The organism is uncultured Streptococcus sp. (assembly GCF_963525625.1).
In the GTDB taxonomy this organism is placed as follows: domain Bacteria; phylum Bacillota; class Bacilli; order Lactobacillales; family Streptococcaceae; genus Streptococcus.
Map to the genome: position 1 here is coordinate 92,900 of NZ_CAURLD010000007.1, position 17,018 is coordinate 109,917.

Sequence of the window (17,018 nt, forward strand, 5' to 3'; positions counted from 1 at the left end):
TATTTCTTTATTGATTTTTCTGAACCTTGTAGCGCAGAATTGTTTTCAGCTTGCTAGGGTCTGTCCGATTCAGATTATTAAGATAGATTTCCCTATGAGTATTTGAAATCCGTGTCAGCTGGTGACTCTGGCAAAAGGCATCCATTTTAGCGAAGGATTGAGGTTCTTCGTCAAAAGGACCCAGATGCAGCATGGCGACACACTCTCCTTCCGTCATTTCTTCAAAACGAATCTCGTCATAGAGAGGATTAGGCTTTTTGACACGGATCTGCTCCAGAGCCTTTTTCACCATCTCTCCAGTGATAAAGTCCGGCTGGCCAATCATAATAGTATAAATCAATTCTTCTTTAATGAGTTCTCCTGCTTGCTCTTGCTGCCAAAGTCCTTCCAAGGGATAGACTGTAAAATCAGTAAATTCTTGCTCGGCTGCTGTCTTTTTGTAGTTCATCTTGATAGCATAGGCTAAACTGTACAGAGCACCAACTCGTTCCGAAAAGTCGGCAGCATTAGGATCGCCCTTGCCGTCAATCATGATAAAAGACTGGGCAGGAACATCTATGAGACAGGGTGCAGACTTGATTTGATAGAATTCTCGATCGGCTTTTCTCCATTCATATTTCATGAGAGAGCCCTCCTTTCTTTACTACAAACAGTATAGCAAAGAAAAGCTGACAACCTCTGTCAGCTTTTATAAATATCGGCAATAGCTTTTAACTTTTCTTTGAATTCTTCCCGTAACCGAGACGGCTCCATGATTTCAACTCCATCCAAAAAGGATAGCAAGTAGGTATAAAGACTATCGTGACTCGGCAAATGCGTTTGGACATAAAGGCTCCCATCAGTCTCCTCTATCTCTGCTTCTGAAAACTCCTCGTACACCCGAAAGGCATGCTTCCGGTCAAATTTCAAGAGGACTTTTACAGTATCTCCTAGCCACTCCTCGGGGCTAAATTTCTCATCCAAGACTCTCTGCTTAAATCGTTCCTCTAACATCTGACAGTCTCTCATTCTGCTGAGTTTAAAAAAGCGCGGGGCTTGTCTTAAACGACAAAAGCCAGCAACATACCAGTTTTGGCTTTTAAATACTAACTTCAGCGCCTCTAGCTTGCGCTGCCCTCTTTCTCCACACCCATTCAAGTAAGAAAAAGACAAGACTCTTCTTTGCAAGATTGCTTGCTTAATGGTATCAAACAGTTCTTTCTGATCTGCTTTTTTGCGCCAGTCAGTGAAATCCACCTCCAGCCATGAAGTTGCCTGAACTTGAAACAATGACTGCAACTTAGACAGGGTCTCTACTTGCTCGCCATCTGTTAAAATCTGGAAGCCTTGAAGAGCAGCTAATAGTTCATCCCTCTCAGACTCTGAAAATAAGGCCTTGTCTAAGACAAAATCCTTCATCAGAAAAATACCCCCGCCCTTGCCTGGGCTGCAATAGATAGGGATTCCTGCCAAACTCAGCTTGTCCACATCTCGATAGATGGTCCGAATGGATACTTCAAATAGTGAGGCCAATTCGGGAGCTGTTGTGCGGCCCTGCTCTAAAAGAAGATATAAGATTTTAAAAAGCCTGCTTTCTGTCATAAAACCACCTCGCTACTATTATAACAATTCTAGCTAGGAATGTTTGACTATTCCCATAAAGAATAGATTTTTAAAAATTCAAAGGAAGGAATTTATTATTTTAAGGGGATTTCTTTCAAGGACTATCATTCTTTTTCTGTCCAATAAACCGAGTAAATTCTTGACAGCTGGTCCTTAGTCCATTATGATAGATAGTAAACTGACTAGAGATTGAGGATATTAGAATGACAAATCCAACCTTTGGTGAAAAGGAAGCAAATGTAGAATATGTGACCCGTTACGGAGTCTATGCCGTTATCCCAGACGAGAAGAAAGAAAAGATTATTTTGGTTCAGGCGCCTAACGGGGCTTGGTTTCTGCCCGGTGGAGAGATTGAAGAGGGGGAAAACCATCAGACTGCCCTTGAACGCGAGCTGATGGAAGAACTTGGGTTCACAGCCCAGCTTGGACGCTATCTTGGACAAGCTGATGAATATTTTTACTCCCGCCATCGCGACACCTATTTTTACAACCCGGCCTACCTGTATGAGGTCACCTCTTTCCAAGAAGTCCAAAAACCGCTGGAAGATTTCAACCAGCTTGCCTGGTTCCCAGTCGAAGAAGCTATTGAAACACTCAAACGCGGCAGCCATAAATGGGGTATCCAAGCCTGGAAAAATACACTTAAAGCTTAAAGAAATCATTCACAATTCATAGCAAACATGTTATAATAATAGCAGGTATAAAGCAGGAGGAAATCGTATGAAGCTTATTAATACAACAAACAGTCATGCTGACCTTGTCAAAAGCCAATTGGAAAGCACCGATGCGATATTAGTCGAAGTTTATTCTGCTGGAAACAGCGATGTTGTTTTTACACAAGCTCCTCTTCACTATGAAATCTTGATTTCAAACATGCACCGTGCTGTACGCGAACAGGAAATCGAAAAAATCAGAGAATTTTTCTTGAAGAGAAAAATTGATGCAAATACTATTGATAGAGCTGCTATCCGCACGATTTACGCTAATAATCTAATCGAAATTTCTATTCCTGTTAAACAGTAAAACTAAGGCCAGACCTTAGTTTTTTATTGTTTATAGATCATGGTAATGTGAGGTGTCGATTCAAAAATAAAGGGTTGGCCAACTGATTTGAAGCCATACTTTTCATAGAGAACAGCCACCTGAACCTGAGCCTCTATTTCAATTTCCTTTCCTGGCCATTTCTCAGCACATAATTGCAAGATTTCTCTGATAAGCTGTCCTCCTAAGCCCTGTCCTCGTGCTGACTGAGCTGTGACTACTCGACCAAATACTAAATGCTCTCCCTCTTCAAAGACACGGGCATAAGCATCAATTTCCCCTTGTTCATTAGCGTGGTAAACATGCACTGCTTCTAGGTCCTTCTCATCCAGCTCAGGATAAATGCGCTCCTGCTCCACCACAAAGGTGTCGATGCGCAGTTTTATGATTTGATAAAATTCTATCGGGTTCAGCTCTGTTAATTTTTTCCTAGACCACATACTTGTTTCCTCTAACTTTTTAATGTATAATAAGTGCAAATGCAACTATTAAGGAGTTCCTATGGATTATCGTCAACTTTTCCGTCAAATGGGATTTATTTCCAGACAAGCCATGATGAAAATGAATCAGAAAGCCAGTAACTACGACCTAGACAATAATTTGTTTCTATTGCTCATTCGCATCGTCGAAAATGAAGGTCTCAGCCAATCACAACTGGCAGAGCTGGTGCAGATTGACAAGACTACTCTCAGCCGTTCTCTAGGAAAACTGGAAGATAGAGGCTTGATTATTAAAAAGACCAAAGCTCAAAATAAGAAGTTCAAAGAGCTCTATCCCAGCAGTCAGGCTCTCAAACTCTACGACCAGCTGATTGGCTTTGAAAATACCTACGCCAGTCAGGCTCTGCAGCAACTGACTTCCTCTGAGCTCTTTCAGCTCCAAAACATCTTGGCTAAAATAAGCACTCCTAAGATATGACTAGTATAACAGAAAACAGTTGCATTTGCAACTGTTTGTTTTTGCTAATTTGGTTTTAAATTAACAAATTTTCAAATCGATCTATCTAAAAAATGGCTTACCACTAAAGGGCAAAGCCATTTTTTATTTTGGAAACTTACTTGCTCTCAAAGCCTTCTGAGACAGCTTGAACAAAGTTTTCTTCTAAAATTTCTGCACAGTGGTCACAGACAAGGGCTTGATAGCTGCGCTCTTTAACTGTTGTGTCAATGCGACGGCAGCGATCACAGACTTGTCCCTGCGCATGCTCTACGATAAAAGCTACATCTTCAAAGACTAGAGCGCCTTCTGGAGCAGGTCCTTCAGCAATCGTCAATTGAGAAACAATGAGAAGCTGTGCCACATCGCTGTTAACTGCTTCCAGCAAGGTCTTGATAACTTCATTTGGATAGACAGTCAGGTGTGCTTCCAACGATTTCCCGATAACCTTCTCATTACGGGCTTCTTCCAAGGCTTTCTGAGCCTGACTGCGGAAGTCCATAAAGGCAGACCAAGTGTCCAAGATTTCTTCTTGATTTGGGAAAATCTGAGCTTCTGGCAATTCAGATAACTGAACAAATTCTTCCTCTTCATGTTCTAGGTAAGACCAAATCTCTTCTGCTGTGTGAGGCAGGATTGGTGTCAACAGCTTGGTAATCTTGACCAAAATATCATAGAAGACAGTCTGCATCTGACGACGTTCCAATGACTTAGCTGCTTCGATATAGACGACATCTTTGGCAAAGTCCAGATAGAAAGCAGACAAGTCAACGGTCACAAAGTTGACAATCGCTTTGTAAATAGTCAGAAACTCAAACTCTGCGTAAGCCTTGCGAATAGTCTCTACTAATTGATTGAAGCGGATAGTCATGTATTTATCAACGGAGCGAAGTTCTTCGTAAGCTACAGCATCCTCAGCTGGATTAAAGTCAGAGGTATTGGCAATCAAGAAACGAAGCGTATTCCGAATCTTACGGTAGGTTTCAGAAACTTGACCCAAGATATCCATAGAGATACGAACGTCGTTGCTAGAGTCAACACTGGTTACCCAGAGACGCAAGATTTCCGCACCAAATTGTTTTTCCACGTCACTTGGAGCAATTGTATTTCCAAGGGATTTAGACATCTTTTCGCCCTTACCATCTAAGGCAAATCCTTGTGACAAGATTTGTTTGTAAGGAGCTACGCCATGGTTGGCAACTGAAGTGATGAGGGAGGAGTTGAACCAACCTCGGTATTGGTCTGAACCTTCTAGATAAAGATCAGCCGGGTAAGTTAACTCAGGACGATTGACCACTACACCATTCCATGATGAACCTGAGTCAAACCAAACGTCCATGATGTCCGTTTCCTTGGTAAATTCGCCGTTTGGAGAACCTGGATGAGTAAATCCTTCTGGTAAAAGGTCTTTTGCTTCACGCTTCCACCAGACAATAGAACCATGCTCCTCAAAGAGCTGAGCTACATGTTCAATGGTTTCAGCCGTCATGATTGGTGTTCCGTCTTCGGAATAGAAGATTGGCAATGGCACACCCCAAGCCCGCTGACGAGAGATAACCCAGTCACCGCGGTCACGAATCATATTGTAGAGGCGTACTTTACCCCATTCAGAATGGAATTTAACCTTTTCAATTTCGTCCAAAATTTCTTGGCGGAATTTGGATACAGATGCAAACCACTGTGGTACTGCCCGCCAGATAATTGGCTTCTTAGTCCGCCAGTCAAATGGGTAGGAGTGAGAGATTTCTTCCTGAGCAAGGAGCAAGTCACCAAGCTTTTCAATAACTGTTGGCGCAACTTTGTCATAGAACTGGCCTGCAAAGTCAGGACCAGCATTTTCCATCATGATACCGCGCTCATTAACAGTGACAAATACTTCCAAGCCATTAGCTACACCGACATTATAGTCGTCCTCACCAAAACCAGGCGCTGTATGGACAATACCAGTACCAGAGTCAGTCGTAACGTGGTCACCCAGGATAACAAGTTCATCTACAGCAGTATCCCATGGGTGAACTGTCACGATGTGATTTAATTCTTGACCACGGTAGGTAGCCAAAACTTGAACATCAGCCCATCCAAATTTCTCAGACAGACTATTCAACAATTCTGAAGCAACCACAAACTTACGAGATTCACCAGCTGGTTGTACGACTACGTAATCAATATCTGCTCCAACTGTCAATCCGCGAGAGGCTGTAATGGTAAATGGAGTTGTTGTCCATACGACGATGTAAGTATCGGAGTCCAATACCCCTTTACCATCTTTGACGCGGTTAGCATAGTAGAGAGAGGTGGAAACCAAATCATGGTATTCAATTTCTGCTTCAGCCAAAGCTGACTCAGATGACCATGACCAGTAAACGGGCTTAGCACCACGGTAGATATAGCCTTTTTTAGCCATTTCGCCAAAGACACGGATTTGAGCCGCTTCATAGTCAGGAGTCAAAGTCACATAAGGATTATCCCAGTCACCAGAAACACCCAAACGCTTGAAGTCTTCTTTTTGCTTTTCGACTTGGCTCAGGGCATAGTCCCGACACATGTTGAGGTACTCAACCAAGTCCAGTTCTTTACGCTTAACGCCTTGCTTTGCCAATACCTGCTCGATTGGGAGACCATGCGTATCCCAGCCTGGAATGTAAGGCGCATAGTAGCCAGCCATAGATTTTGAGCGAACAATAATATCTTTGGAAATCTTATTCATAGCATGGCCGACGTGAATATTGCCGTTAGCGTAAGGAGGGCCATCATGCAAGATAAAGTGCGGCTTGCCTTCATTCAGTTCCTGACGGCGTTGATAAAGCTTAGCTTGATCCCATTCTTTCTGCCAGATTGGTTCTTTATTTGGCAGGCCAGCCCGCATAGGAAAAGCAGTTTTCCCAAGATTGAGTGTTTCTTTCAGTTTCATTCTATTCCTCTTTATTTTTAAAATTACAAATTAAAAACCGCAAACTTCTCCAAAAAGGACGAAAATTCGCGGTACCACCTTTGTTTAGGCAAGACAATAGCATGATGCTCCTCTTGCCCCTCTTTGTCCGTAACGTGGACTGCCGTCTCATCCTACTGATTTCAGACGAAAGTTCTGTAAAATGATAGCCCAAGCAAGATGGACTGCAGATCTCTCACCATCATCTGCTCGCTGAAAGTATTTTGCTTGGTCTGTGTTTTTACAATCTTAGCTTCTTTAAAAATTATAAAATATTTACTGGAACTTTTTGTTCCCCATTTGTATCATCATCGTGATGGTAAGCTTCTGAGTTTTCCTCAGCTGCGTGAGCTTCTATGTCTTCATCACTGAGCGGAGAAAAAGCTTGTGTCGCAGCTAATTCACGGTTTGCAGCTTCAATGCGCTCTTGCAGCTCAGCCATTTCCTCTGGAGAAAATTGACGTGTCACATCCACTTCTTCCTCGCGGACAACTGCCTCTTCTCCTAGAACCTCAGATACAACTTCCTTGAAGGCTTCATCGCTGGTTTGCAGGTAAGTAGCTGTCGGACGCAGGATTTCTTCCCATTCAGACGAATCCACAATGCTGAGTTGGCTCTCAATGGTTGATTTCAAGCGTTGGTGGAAGACACGTGTTTTGTTTTTCAGTTCTTCTGTTTCAATGGCTACTTTCTTAGCATTGTCCGCTGCCTGACGCAAAATTTCATCAGCCTTGTACTTAGCTCCATCCAACAAATGCTGCGCATCCTGCTCTGCCTGACGGACAATATTTGTAGATCGCTCATTGGCAGCAACTTTAACGCGCTCAGCCGTATCCTGAGCAATCAAAACAGACTGGCTGAGAGAGTCTTTCATCTCATCAAAATATGTCAGACGTTCTTCCAGATTGCGAATTTTTGCTTCTTTTTCGTGATTTTCACGAACCAAGTCCTCATAATCACGGACAACGATGTCCAGGAATTCATCTACCTCTTCAACATCATAGCCTCTAAACTTGGTTCCAAAGGATTTATCTTTAATTTCTAATGCTGTAAGTGTCATAGTTCCTCCTCATTTACTAGCTAATAATTCAACAGTTAACTTATGTTTTCCATTCTTGGAAAGGCCATTTTCTCTTAAAACCTTAAATCTTCCAAATCGTCTAACGCTAATCAAGTCTTCTAGCCCAACCTGCAGGCTGGGATTGTCATTAACAGCATAGTTTACTTTCACATGCTTGCCAGAAATCAGCTGAGCAGCCTGACTCCTTGACAACTTAAAGGTGCTGGCTACCAACTTGTCCAAGCGAAGGCTAGATGCTAAAATTTCTCTGGTGACAGCCTGCTTTTGCTCTTTCAGCTGCTCTGCAAAGGAAACTTCCTTTAGTTTGACAGGCATCTTTGCAATTTTAGAGACATGATCTATAAAATACTGGGCCAGTCTCTTATCTACAAAGAGCTGAGCGCGGTCTCCAACCACAAGAATATCACCAAATGTTCGTCTTTCAATCCCTAATTGATTGAGCAAGGTCCCCATAATCTGCGAATGACTGATTTTATAAAATTTGCTTGCATAGGAAATTTCCAGCAAGCTCAATTCAAAATCATCCATATTCAGTTGGTAATAAGAAGGCGCCACAAGAACTCTTGCTAGTTCACTTGGAAAAAAATCCGTACTAGCAAAGACTTGCACATCATATTGCTTGCCAATATTCTTCAGGATTGAGACCTGATGGGGATTCAGAAAAGACGTTGTTTCAAACGCATAGGTATCTTGAACCCGCTGAAGCAGCTTCAGACTCCTATCAATAAACTCTCGATCCTCATGCGAAAAATGTTGATATAAATCTTTCATCATAATAACATTAGTAAGACGCTTATTAAATAAAAGACCACACGATTTAAAAGGTTTAAAGCCAGAATTGCAACCCAAACGGTAAAGTCCAGCCCTGCAAACTGCAAGGGAAGACGGCGGAAAAGTTTTAAATACGGTTCTACAATTCGTGTTAGAAACTCTCCGAATTTGGTTTGATAGGCTCCTGGAAACCAAGACAGAAGTGCATAGACAATCAAGGCAATGCTATAAAGATCGAAAAGATTAGAGATGGCACGAATTACAAAATATAACATATCTCTTATCTACTGCGCTTCATATCAAAGTCGAATTCGCTGATTTCAACATCGTTTGGCAGGCGGATGTCTTCCACATTTACCACTACATTAATCGGAGTCAGCAAATACATAGTGCTTGCAACTTTTTTCAAACTTCCAGCCAAGACATAACGGGCACCGTCTAGGTAGTCTAAACAACGTCGAGCCTGTACCTCAGTCATATACTGGAAGTCAATCAGGATGCTTTCATTGGCCAAAAGCAGATCAACAATTTCAGTCGCTTCCTCATATCGCCTCGGATAACGAACATCAATCGTAATTTTCTCATCCGCATTTGCACGGTGCTGAGCCAATTCCTGCTGACGTGCATGCAGTCTGGTAATATTCTCAGTCGAAGATTTCTGTTGGGGCTGAGGTTTAGGCTGTGGCTTGGCCGCAGCAGCCGGACGAGGAGCTGGCTTGCTCTCTCTGACTGGCTTAGGCTGAACCAATTCAGGCTTCTGCTTAACAGGCGCTGCAGGTCTGCTGACTGTCTGCTCCTGAAGCTCAGTCTCATCTCCATCTTCTGTAAAATAATCTATAAATTTATCAAATCTATCTTTTAATGACATATTTCTTTCCTATTTAAAAAATGCTGTACCAATTCTGACATAAGTCGAGCCATGGGCAATTGCTTCTGGATAATCACGGCTCATTCCCATGCTTAATTCAGAAAAGGGCATATTATTTAACTGTTTCTTTTTTAATTCTTTTTGTAGTTGATGAGCCTTTTCAAAAATTTGGTTCAGCTCCTCATCACTAGCTTCAAACGGAGCCATTGTCATCAATCCCACAATTTGAACATTTTCTAATTTTTCAAGTTCAGGCAGGACAACTTCAAGTTCTTCAATCAAAAAGCCATGCTTGCTCTCTTCTTTAGAAATATTCACCTGCAGGAAACATTTAATCACATGTTCAGCCCGTTTGTCAATCTCCTTGGCCAATTTTACAGAATCTAAAGCGTGAAAGTAATCAACATAGTTAATCACATCCTTGACTTTTCTCCTCTGCAAACTGCCGATCAGGTGCCATGTCAGATTCTCATCTTTCAGAGCATGGTATTTATCTAGAAATTTATCTACCCGATTTTCTCCGATATGCTGAATACCTGTACGAACAAGCTCCTGAGTTGTTTCGCAGTCAACATATTTGGTAACTGCAATGATATTTACTGAATCTTTCAAACGCTGGGCTTGCTCCGCCGCTTGAGCGACGGATTGAAAGACCAACTCTTTATTATTCTGCAAATTCATGATTTAGATTAACGATTTCTGAAGAATGGAGGTGTTTCCAATTCATCATCATCTTCATTAGTTTCTGCATAGCGTTCCACGCGGGCTGACGAACTTGGTTCAGCCTGACGAACAATCGCTTCGCGGCGAAGATCCCAATCACCAAAGGCTGAACCTTTAGGCGCATCCGTTCTTTGACGGCTTGGAGCAGGAATATCAACCGTTTCGGTCATATCAAAGTTTCGTTCAAACTGTCCTGAGCGAACTTCGCGATTTGGCTCAACTTGCTGCGGACGGCTTGGACTAGTAGGTTGTGGTGTCTGACGAATGCCGCTGACCTTTTCAACCTTGTCCTGACGGACACCAGTAGCTACAACCGTCACGCGGATTTCATCCTTCATGGACTCATCAATCGCAGTACCGAGCCAGATGTTCACACCATGACCTGCTGCTTGGTTGACAATTTCTGAAGCCTCTTCAGCTTCAATCAGAGTCATATCTAGGCCACCAGTAACGTTGACAATTACGTCCTCTGCGCCATCAATGGTTGTTTCCAAAAGAGGTGAGTAGATAGCTTTGCGAGCAGCTTCGATGACACGTTCTTCACCGCTACCAACACCAATTCCCATCAAAGCATTACCCTTGTCTGCCATAACTGTTTTCACGTCGGCAAAGTCAAGGTTAATTAGTCCTGGGCTGGTAATCAAGTCAGTAATCCCTTGGACACCTTGGCGAAGAACATTATCTGCTTCACTGAGTGCTTCAAGAAGCGGAGTCTTCTTATCTACAATTTCAAGCAAGTTGTTATTTGAGATAATCAAGAGTGTGTCTACATGCTCGCGAAGTTCATTGATTCCTTCTACTGCAAAGGTTCCACGCTTGCTTCCTTCGAAACCGAAAGGACGTGTAACTACAGCAACAGTCAGAGCACCAACATTTTTTGCAATACGAGCAATCACTGGAGCAGCACCTGTCCCAGATCCACCACCCATACCAGCAGTGATGAAGACCATATCTGCTCCTTGCAGAGCTTCGGTCAGGACTTCTTCGCTTTCTTCAGCAGCCTTACGACCTACTTCAGGCTGACCTCCGGCACCAAGTCCGCGAGTCAGCTTAGGACCAAGCTGAATAACTGTTTCAGCTTTGGCACTGCTAAGAGCTTGAACATCTGTATTTGCTGCGATGAATTCAACACCAGCAACACCTTCATCAATCATTCGGTTGATGGCGTTACCGCCACCTCCACCGACACCAATAACTTTAATTACTGCGCCTTGTGCAGCAGCAGCGTCAAATGAAAATGTCATATTCTCTGTATTCTCCTTAATCAAACATTTTGCCAATTAGGTTGCGCATCCGATCTGTAATACCAGTTTTTGGTTCTTGGTTTGGCACATCAGCACTGGCAACTGGAACTTCTTGGACCGGCTCCTCAGGAATCTCATCAGCTGGTTGAGGTTCAAAACGTGGTACTGACTGAGCAGGACGCTCAAAGGATACAGGTCGATGGCGCAGTTGCTCATCACCATGAACAGCAACCTGAGCCAGCATATCCACATCTGTTAAGTTTCCAGCATACTCTGACAGGCTGATAACATGTGCAAAGGCTGGATTGCGAATGCCGATTTGATTTGGCACATAAAGCTTGACATTCACACCAAACACTTCTTGAGCCAGCTCAACCACTCCTGGAAGAATAGCTGCTCCACCAATAATCACAATGCCGCCTGGCAACTCGAGAAGATGCCTTCTATCCAAATCGCGTTTGATTTGCTCAAAAATGTGTTGGATACGAGCAGAAATAATTTCAGCCAGATACTTTTCAGTTACTTCAACCGGCTCAATCTCGCCAATCACTTCTACTTGGAAAGACTCTGTCCCAGCTTCTGGAACATAAGCAGATCCATAGTTAAACTTAAGACTTTCAGCCAACTTTTGTGAAGTCTTCAAAACCTTGGAGATGTCCTTGGTTACGTAGTCACCGCCTTCTTGGTATATATTCGTATATTGAAGCTCTTGACCTTTAACAGAAGCCACTGTAGTTTGACCGCCACCCATATCAATAACAGTTGCACCAAACTCACGTTCCCCTTCGTTCAAGATTGACTTAGTCATAGCCAATGGGGAGATAATTACGTTCTCAAGCTGAACTCCCGCGCGCTCCACTGTCTTGCGGAGGTTGTGGAGAATAGTCCGTGGTCCAGTATAGAGAAGACCACGCATTTCTAAGCGAATCCCCATCATGCCGCGTGGGTCACGAATCCCTTGGAAACCATCCACTACAAACTCTTCTGGGATGAAAGTAATCACTTCGCGGTCAGGAGTCATACTCTTAGTCAGAGCAGATCTAACAACATTCTCTACATCTGTATCTGTGATTTCCTTAGAATCACTAGTCACAGGAATCATGCCCTGAGTTGGCTCAATCTGTAAGAGATTAGCCGGAAGTCCGACATTAACTAAACCAATTGAAATGCCTGCCTTTTCTTCTGCTTGAGAAATAGCTGTCTTAATGGCAGCAGCAGCAGCCTCAATATCAACAATAATTCCATCTTTAACGCCAGCACTTTTTGCGTTGCTGACCCCAATAACATTCATTTCATCGTTGATGTGCTCTGCCACCAACACTTTAATTGAGCTAGTTCCTATATCTAATCCAGTAAAAAAGCCGTCTCTAGCCATTACACCAGTCCTCTCTATCTTCCATGTTTCCGGTCTATACTAATAACGCTAAAAATTAGAGTTACCCAAGCTTTATTATAACATAAAGAAACTGAAAATGTGCAGTTTTTTTACATATAATTTAGCGATTTTCAGCAGTTCCCGGGTTTTCTGTCGAATTTTGCGGCTCTGCAGGTTCTTCTTCCTGACTTTCTGTCACCTGCTCAGCCGCTTGTTCTGTTGGCTGTCCCGTCGATTCCTCTTCTGCTTTCTGCTTTTCTTCATCAGAAGAAGACGACTCGTTTTGAGCTCCTTCAACATAACTAAAAATCCCTGCTTCCATATCTACGACACTAGGTACACCCTCTTCCAGCTGCGATTGGATTCCCTTGTAATATGGCAGTTTCTTAGCAATATGCGAAATTGGTACCAAAATTTTATTGCCATCATGCATTGTCAGCGTAACCAAGTCCGGTGTCACCTTGCTCGGGGTCAGCTGAACTGTCTTAATATTTTTCTTGACCGAAGCCGGTACCTTTTCAATTTGAAGAGCAAATTCTTTAATCAATTTTTTATCTGAAAACTCTATCGAAATATGGGTTTCTGGCAAAGAATCTGCAGCAGTCGGGTCCGAAATAATCTCCCCATTTGTCAGAATAGGATAGTACTGGCCACCCTCATGCAGATAGGCCAGAACTCCGTACTCCTTGACCTTTACCTGAAAAGTAATCGGAAACTGATAAGCCATCTCCAGGTTGTTAATCCAAGGGCTAGAAGCTTTCATATTGCGGATATGATTACCGCCATTGATAAAGGTTGTTAAAGTATAGTCCTTCTCATCAATCTTACTGCTTTTGAGCAGATCTTCCTGACTGACCATTTGATTCCCAGAAAATTCGATTGTCTTCATGGTTGCCAGTGGCGTCAAAAAATAAACTGACAGGAGAAAAATCAAGCCACTGCCCAGCAAAATTGGCAGCGCTCGATAAATATGAACCCTCGAGATATGAACCTTAGCAGCTTCTTTTTCTGCCTTTTTCTGAAGTTTCTCCAGTTTTTTGCGCTCTTTCTCGCTCAATTCGGTCTCTAGCTCAGATTCGGATGATTCATCTTCCAAATATTCTGTTTCTTCCTCTTCATAAGATGAGTCATCTTCTTCCGTCTCTTCAGCTATTTCTTCGCCTTCGATTGAGTCCTCAGCTTCAGCTTCATTTGCTTCCTCTTCTTCCAGCTTCTTTTGTTTGCTGGCCTCTTCTTGAGCCTTCTTTTCAAGATATTCTTTGTTTCGTTTCTGCCATTCAGAGAGGTGCTCACTTACCTCTTCCTTTGGCTCATCGTTGTTTTTCTTGCTCATTTCTTTCCTTTATCAATATCCGCCTTCAATAAAGCATAAAATTCATCTACAGACTTGATTTCCTGGGAATTCTTCATAGCTTGATGATAAGAAGCCTGATTAGCCAAAAGGTCATCAAGAGCTACCTGTAAATTGCTCATATCCAGCTGTTCCTCTGCCAATTGCTTGGCATATCCCTTTTTCACAAAATAATCCGCATTTTCAATCTGATCGCCGCGACTGGCTTCACGTCCCAGAGGAACGATAATGTGCAGCTTAGCCATAGCCAAGAGCTCGAAAATTGTATTGGAACCGCCGCGTGTCACCACTACATCTGCCAAGTCAATCAAAGGCTGGTAGAGGTCAGTCACATAGGCTCTGCGAAAGAGACGTTCAGACAGAACATCCAAACTTGCATCGCCTGTCAGATTGATAACGTTATAACGCTCGGTCAGCGCAGCTTGATTCTGGCTGACAAAGTCATTAAAGACCTTAGCACCAGCAGAACCACCGACAAAAAGCAGAGTAGGCAGCTCTTTATCAAAATACTGACGGATTTCTTCTAGTTCCTGCGGTGGGACTGACTCTTGGTTACCGACCTTGGTCACAGCTCCGACATGCTCAATCTTGGTCAGACTGGAACTTTGCTCAAAGGTCGCATACATCTTGGTCGCACACTTATAGGCGATTTTATTGGCCAAGCCAATGGATAGATCCGACTCATGAACATATACAGGCACTCCTGACAGTCGGGCTGCAATCACGGGCGGAACGGATACAAAGCCTCCCTTAGAAAAGAGAGCCTGCGGCCGTACCTTGAGCATAATACCCAGCGACTGGAAAATACCCCAGACGACCTTAAAGCCATCCAGCAGATTCTGCCATGAAAAGTAGCGGCGAAGCTTGCCCGTAGCTACCGAATGGAAGGTCACGTCTAGTCCAGACTTTTGGATTTCCTGATACTCAATCCCATGCTTATCACCAATATAGTGGACCTGCCAGCCTTCTTTGATAAATTTCGGAATAAGGAGAAGGTTGAGGGTTACATGCCCAACTGTTCCTCCACCTGTAAATACAATCTTCTTCATCTTAACCTTTTAATTCTTCAAATGCAGCGAGAAATTCATCGCCACGGACTTCAAAATTACTATACATATCCCAGCTGGCATTGGCAGGACTGAGCAAGATAATGTCTCCTGGCTCCGCTTGAGCAAAGGCCTTATGAGCTGCATCCCGGACATCAGTCGCATCCAGATAAGAAACACCAGCCTGATCAGCCGCCCTCTTTACACGCGCAGCTGATTGTCCTAAGATAACCATTTTCTTGAGCCCTTTGAGGTCAGGCACCAACTCGTCAAATTCATTGCCACGGTCCAAGCCGCCTGCAATCAGAATCACCTTGCTATTGTCAAAACCAGATAGGGCTTTCTGGGTTGCCAAGATATTGGTAGACTTACTATCATTGTAAAAGACAACCTCATTTACACGTCCCACATACTGGAGACGGTGCTTAACACCACCAAAAGCAGACAAGACTTCTTTGATCGTCTGATTGTCAATGCCACGCAGTTTGGCCACAGCAATCGTAGCCAGAGCATTTTCAATATTGTGGCTGCCAGGAACGCCGATTTCAGCCGCCTGCATAATCGCTTCTCCACGGAAGGTCAAGACGTCACCATCTAGATAGGCACCATCCACCTTTTCAGTCGTTGAAAAAGGCACAACAGCAGCCTGAGTCTGGCTAGCCATTTCCTTGGCCCAATCTTGATTGAAATTCAAAACCAGATAATCATCAGCTGTCATGTTTTTCTGGATATTCCACTTGGCAGCTGCATATTCCTCAACAGAGCCGTGATAATCCAAATGAGTCGGCATGAGGTTAGTAATAGCAGCGATTTGCGGATGAAAATCTTCAATCCCCATCAACTGGAAGGAAGACAGTTCCATGACCAGAGTATCTTTGCTGCTGGCTGTTTGGGCTACCTGACTAGCAGGAAAGCCGATATTACCGGACAATAGACCATTCTGACCGCCAGCCGTCAAGACTTGCGCAATCATGGTTGTGGTCGTCGTCTTGCCATTTGAACCCGTAATACCAATAATCGGTGCTTCAGAAATTAGATAAGCCAACTCGACTTCAGTAATGACTGGAATCTTCTTCTCCAGAGCCCGAACGACCATGGCATTGTCATAAGGAATACCTGGATTTTTCACCATTAGTTCAAAATCTTCGTCCAGCAACTCCAAGGGATGACCTCCTGTCACCACTTTAATACCTTCTTCTAGCAAAGATTGAGCAGCAGGATTTTCCTCAAAAGGTTTGCCGTCGTTAACTGTCACGATAGCTCCTAATTTATCTAAAAGGCGAGCAGCTGACTCACCCGACTTGGCCAATCCCAGAACCAAGACCTTCTTATTGGCAAAATTTGCTATTTTTTTCATAAGCAACCTCTTCCATTCATACTTCACTCTATTTTACCTTTTTTTGTGAAAATAAAAAAGTCATAGGAGTCTTTTATTTTCGACTGTAAGCAAGTTTTGAAAAAAATGATATGTTTTCATCTATTTGAAATATTTTGTAACATAAACCTATTGTTTTTGTAAAGAAAAAGAGCAAGAACTCAAAAAGTCTGTCCAACTTTCTAAATTCTTGCTCATTTATTATTCTTCATCAAAATTCTTTTTTGATTTCGTAGGCGGCTTGAGACGATTGATATCCCGCAAAGCCAAGACAGTCACTACGGATAGGCCGAAACCTACAAAATATTCAGCCGGTAACTGGAAAATTTTAAAAATGCCTAAGCCAAATAAGATAATTAAGGCTACAATCAGTAGCACCATGGTCACTGCATTAACAGTCCCTTTAATACTGGATGGAACAGCAAAAATGTAGAAAAAGAGGATTAAAATCCCAATGATAAGATAAACCATCTTGCTGCTCCTTTCCATTTTGCTTATTCAGCTGCAGCTGATTTTTTCTTTTTATTGGCTTTTTCGCGTTCTTGTTTGTTCAAAATTTGCTTGCGCAGACGAATAGATTCTGGTGTTACTTCCATGTACTCATCGTCGTTCAAGAACTCCAGAGACTCTTCAAGTGTCAAGATACGAGGTGTCTTGATAACAGCTGTTTGGTCCT

General features: G+C 43.0%; 18 protein-coding genes and 1 pseudogene. 3 read left to right on the forward strand and 16 right to left on the reverse strand.

Features of this window, described 5'->3' with window-relative positions:
- Nucleotides 1-7 precede the first annotated feature (7 nt).
- The gene (locus RYK49_RS05650; protein WP_048772696.1) at nucleotides 8-622 is read right to left on the reverse strand and encodes a GyrI-like domain-containing protein; all 615 of its coding nucleotides are present in this window, start codon (nucleotides 620-622) and stop codon (nucleotides 8-10) included.
- A gap of 59 nt (nucleotides 623-681) precedes the next feature.
- Nucleotides 682-1,581 carry a YafY family protein gene (locus RYK49_RS05655; protein WP_314865148.1) on the reverse strand — a complete coding sequence of 300 codons (900 nt, stop codon included), beginning with the start codon at nucleotides 1,579-1,581 and terminating at the stop codon, nucleotides 682-684.
- A gap of 224 nt (nucleotides 1,582-1,805) precedes the next feature.
- Between RYK49_RS05655 and RYK49_RS05660 the strand changes: the two genes are divergently transcribed.
- The gene (locus tag RYK49_RS05660) at nucleotides 1,806-2,255 is read left to right on the forward strand and encodes an NUDIX hydrolase (protein ID WP_002904052.1); all 450 of its coding nucleotides are present in this window, start codon (nucleotides 1,806-1,808) and stop codon (nucleotides 2,253-2,255) included.
- A gap of 67 nt (nucleotides 2,256-2,322) precedes the next feature.
- Nucleotides 2,323-2,625 carry a DUF1827 family protein gene (locus RYK49_RS05665; RefSeq protein ID WP_002898025.1) on the forward strand — a complete coding sequence of 101 codons (303 nt, stop codon included), beginning with the start codon at nucleotides 2,323-2,325 and terminating at the stop codon, nucleotides 2,623-2,625.
- 23 nt (nucleotides 2,626-2,648) lie between these two features.
- On the opposite strand, the gene RYK49_RS05670 is transcribed toward RYK49_RS05665, so the two are convergent.
- Nucleotides 2,649-3,083, reverse strand: coding sequence for a GNAT family N-acetyltransferase (locus RYK49_RS05670; RefSeq protein ID WP_048772692.1), 435 nt, complete (start codon nucleotides 3,081-3,083; stop codon nucleotides 2,649-2,651).
- Nucleotides 3,084-3,144: 61 nt separating this feature from the next.
- On the opposite strand from RYK49_RS05670, the gene RYK49_RS05675 reads away from it, so the two are divergent.
- On the forward strand, nucleotides 3,145-3,561 hold the full coding sequence (locus RYK49_RS05675; protein ID WP_048772690.1) for a MarR family winged helix-turn-helix transcriptional regulator: 417 nt from the start codon (nucleotides 3,145-3,147) through the stop codon (nucleotides 3,559-3,561).
- 136 nt (nucleotides 3,562-3,697) lie between these two features.
- On the opposite strand, the gene ileS is transcribed toward RYK49_RS05675, so the two are convergent.
- From ileS to RYK49_RS05740, 13 genes and pseudogenes are all read right to left on the reverse strand, one after another.
- Nucleotides 3,698-6,490, reverse strand: coding sequence for an isoleucine--tRNA ligase (ileS, locus tag RYK49_RS05680; protein ID WP_048772687.1), 2,793 nt, complete (start codon nucleotides 6,488-6,490; stop codon nucleotides 3,698-3,700).
- 283 nt (nucleotides 6,491-6,773) lie between these two features.
- Complete coding sequence (locus RYK49_RS05685; protein WP_002910318.1) at nucleotides 6,774-7,568, reverse strand: DivIVA domain-containing protein; 795 nt, start codon at nucleotides 7,566-7,568, stop codon at nucleotides 6,774-6,776.
- Between the two features lie 9 nt (nucleotides 7,569-7,577).
- Complete coding sequence (locus RYK49_RS05690) at nucleotides 7,578-8,363, reverse strand: RNA-binding protein (RefSeq protein WP_002910319.1); 786 nt, start codon at nucleotides 8,361-8,363, stop codon at nucleotides 7,578-7,580.
- Nucleotides 8,360-8,635 (reverse strand): YggT family protein, encoded by a 276-nt coding sequence (locus RYK49_RS05695; RefSeq protein WP_002896162.1) that lies wholly within the window; start codon nucleotides 8,633-8,635, stop codon nucleotides 8,360-8,362. Before RYK49_RS05695 ends, RYK49_RS05690 begins: the two co-directional genes overlap by 4 nt.
- A gap of 5 nt (nucleotides 8,636-8,640) precedes the next feature.
- Nucleotides 8,641-9,228 (reverse strand): cell division protein SepF, encoded by a 588-nt coding sequence (locus RYK49_RS05700; protein WP_002910320.1) that lies wholly within the window; start codon nucleotides 9,226-9,228, stop codon nucleotides 8,641-8,643.
- Nucleotides 9,229-9,237: 9 nt separating this feature from the next.
- A complete protein-coding gene (locus RYK49_RS05705; RefSeq protein WP_002910321.1) occupies nucleotides 9,238-9,909 on the reverse strand; it encodes a YggS family pyridoxal phosphate-dependent enzyme in 672 nt (223 codons plus the stop codon).
- A gap of 8 nt (nucleotides 9,910-9,917) precedes the next feature.
- The gene (ftsZ, locus tag RYK49_RS05710; RefSeq protein WP_011836648.1) at nucleotides 9,918-11,195 is read right to left on the reverse strand and encodes a cell division protein FtsZ; all 1,278 of its coding nucleotides are present in this window, start codon (nucleotides 11,193-11,195) and stop codon (nucleotides 9,918-9,920) included.
- Nucleotides 11,196-11,211: 16 nt separating this feature from the next.
- Nucleotides 11,212-12,570, reverse strand: a complete 1,359-nt coding sequence (ftsA, locus tag RYK49_RS05715) for a cell division protein FtsA (RefSeq protein ID WP_002896169.1) — start codon at nucleotides 12,568-12,570, stop codon at nucleotides 11,212-11,214.
- 121 nt (nucleotides 12,571-12,691) lie between these two features.
- Nucleotides 12,692-13,903, reverse strand: coding sequence for a cell division protein FtsQ/DivIB (locus RYK49_RS05720; protein WP_002910323.1), 1,212 nt, complete (start codon nucleotides 13,901-13,903; stop codon nucleotides 12,692-12,694).
- Complete coding sequence (locus RYK49_RS05725) at nucleotides 13,900-14,970, reverse strand: UDP-N-acetylglucosamine--N-acetylmuramyl-(pentapeptide) pyrophosphoryl-undecaprenol N-acetylglucosamine transferase (protein ID WP_002910324.1); 1,071 nt, start codon at nucleotides 14,968-14,970, stop codon at nucleotides 13,900-13,902. The genes RYK49_RS05720 and RYK49_RS05725 overlap by 4 nt, the downstream gene beginning before the upstream one ends.
- Before the next feature lies 1 nt (nucleotide 14,971).
- Nucleotides 14,972-16,324, reverse strand: coding sequence for a UDP-N-acetylmuramoyl-L-alanine--D-glutamate ligase (gene murD / locus RYK49_RS05730; protein ID WP_032912502.1), 1,353 nt, complete (start codon nucleotides 16,322-16,324; stop codon nucleotides 14,972-14,974).
- Between the two features lie 219 nt (nucleotides 16,325-16,543).
- Nucleotides 16,544-16,813 carry a DUF3165 family protein gene (locus RYK49_RS05735; RefSeq protein ID WP_032912504.1) on the reverse strand — a complete coding sequence of 90 codons (270 nt, stop codon included), beginning with the start codon at nucleotides 16,811-16,813 and terminating at the stop codon, nucleotides 16,544-16,546.
- A 23-nt stretch (nucleotides 16,814-16,836) separates the two neighbouring features.
- Nucleotides 16,837-17,018 (reverse strand): annotated as a pseudogene (locus RYK49_RS05740) (GTPase); the annotation flags it as partial.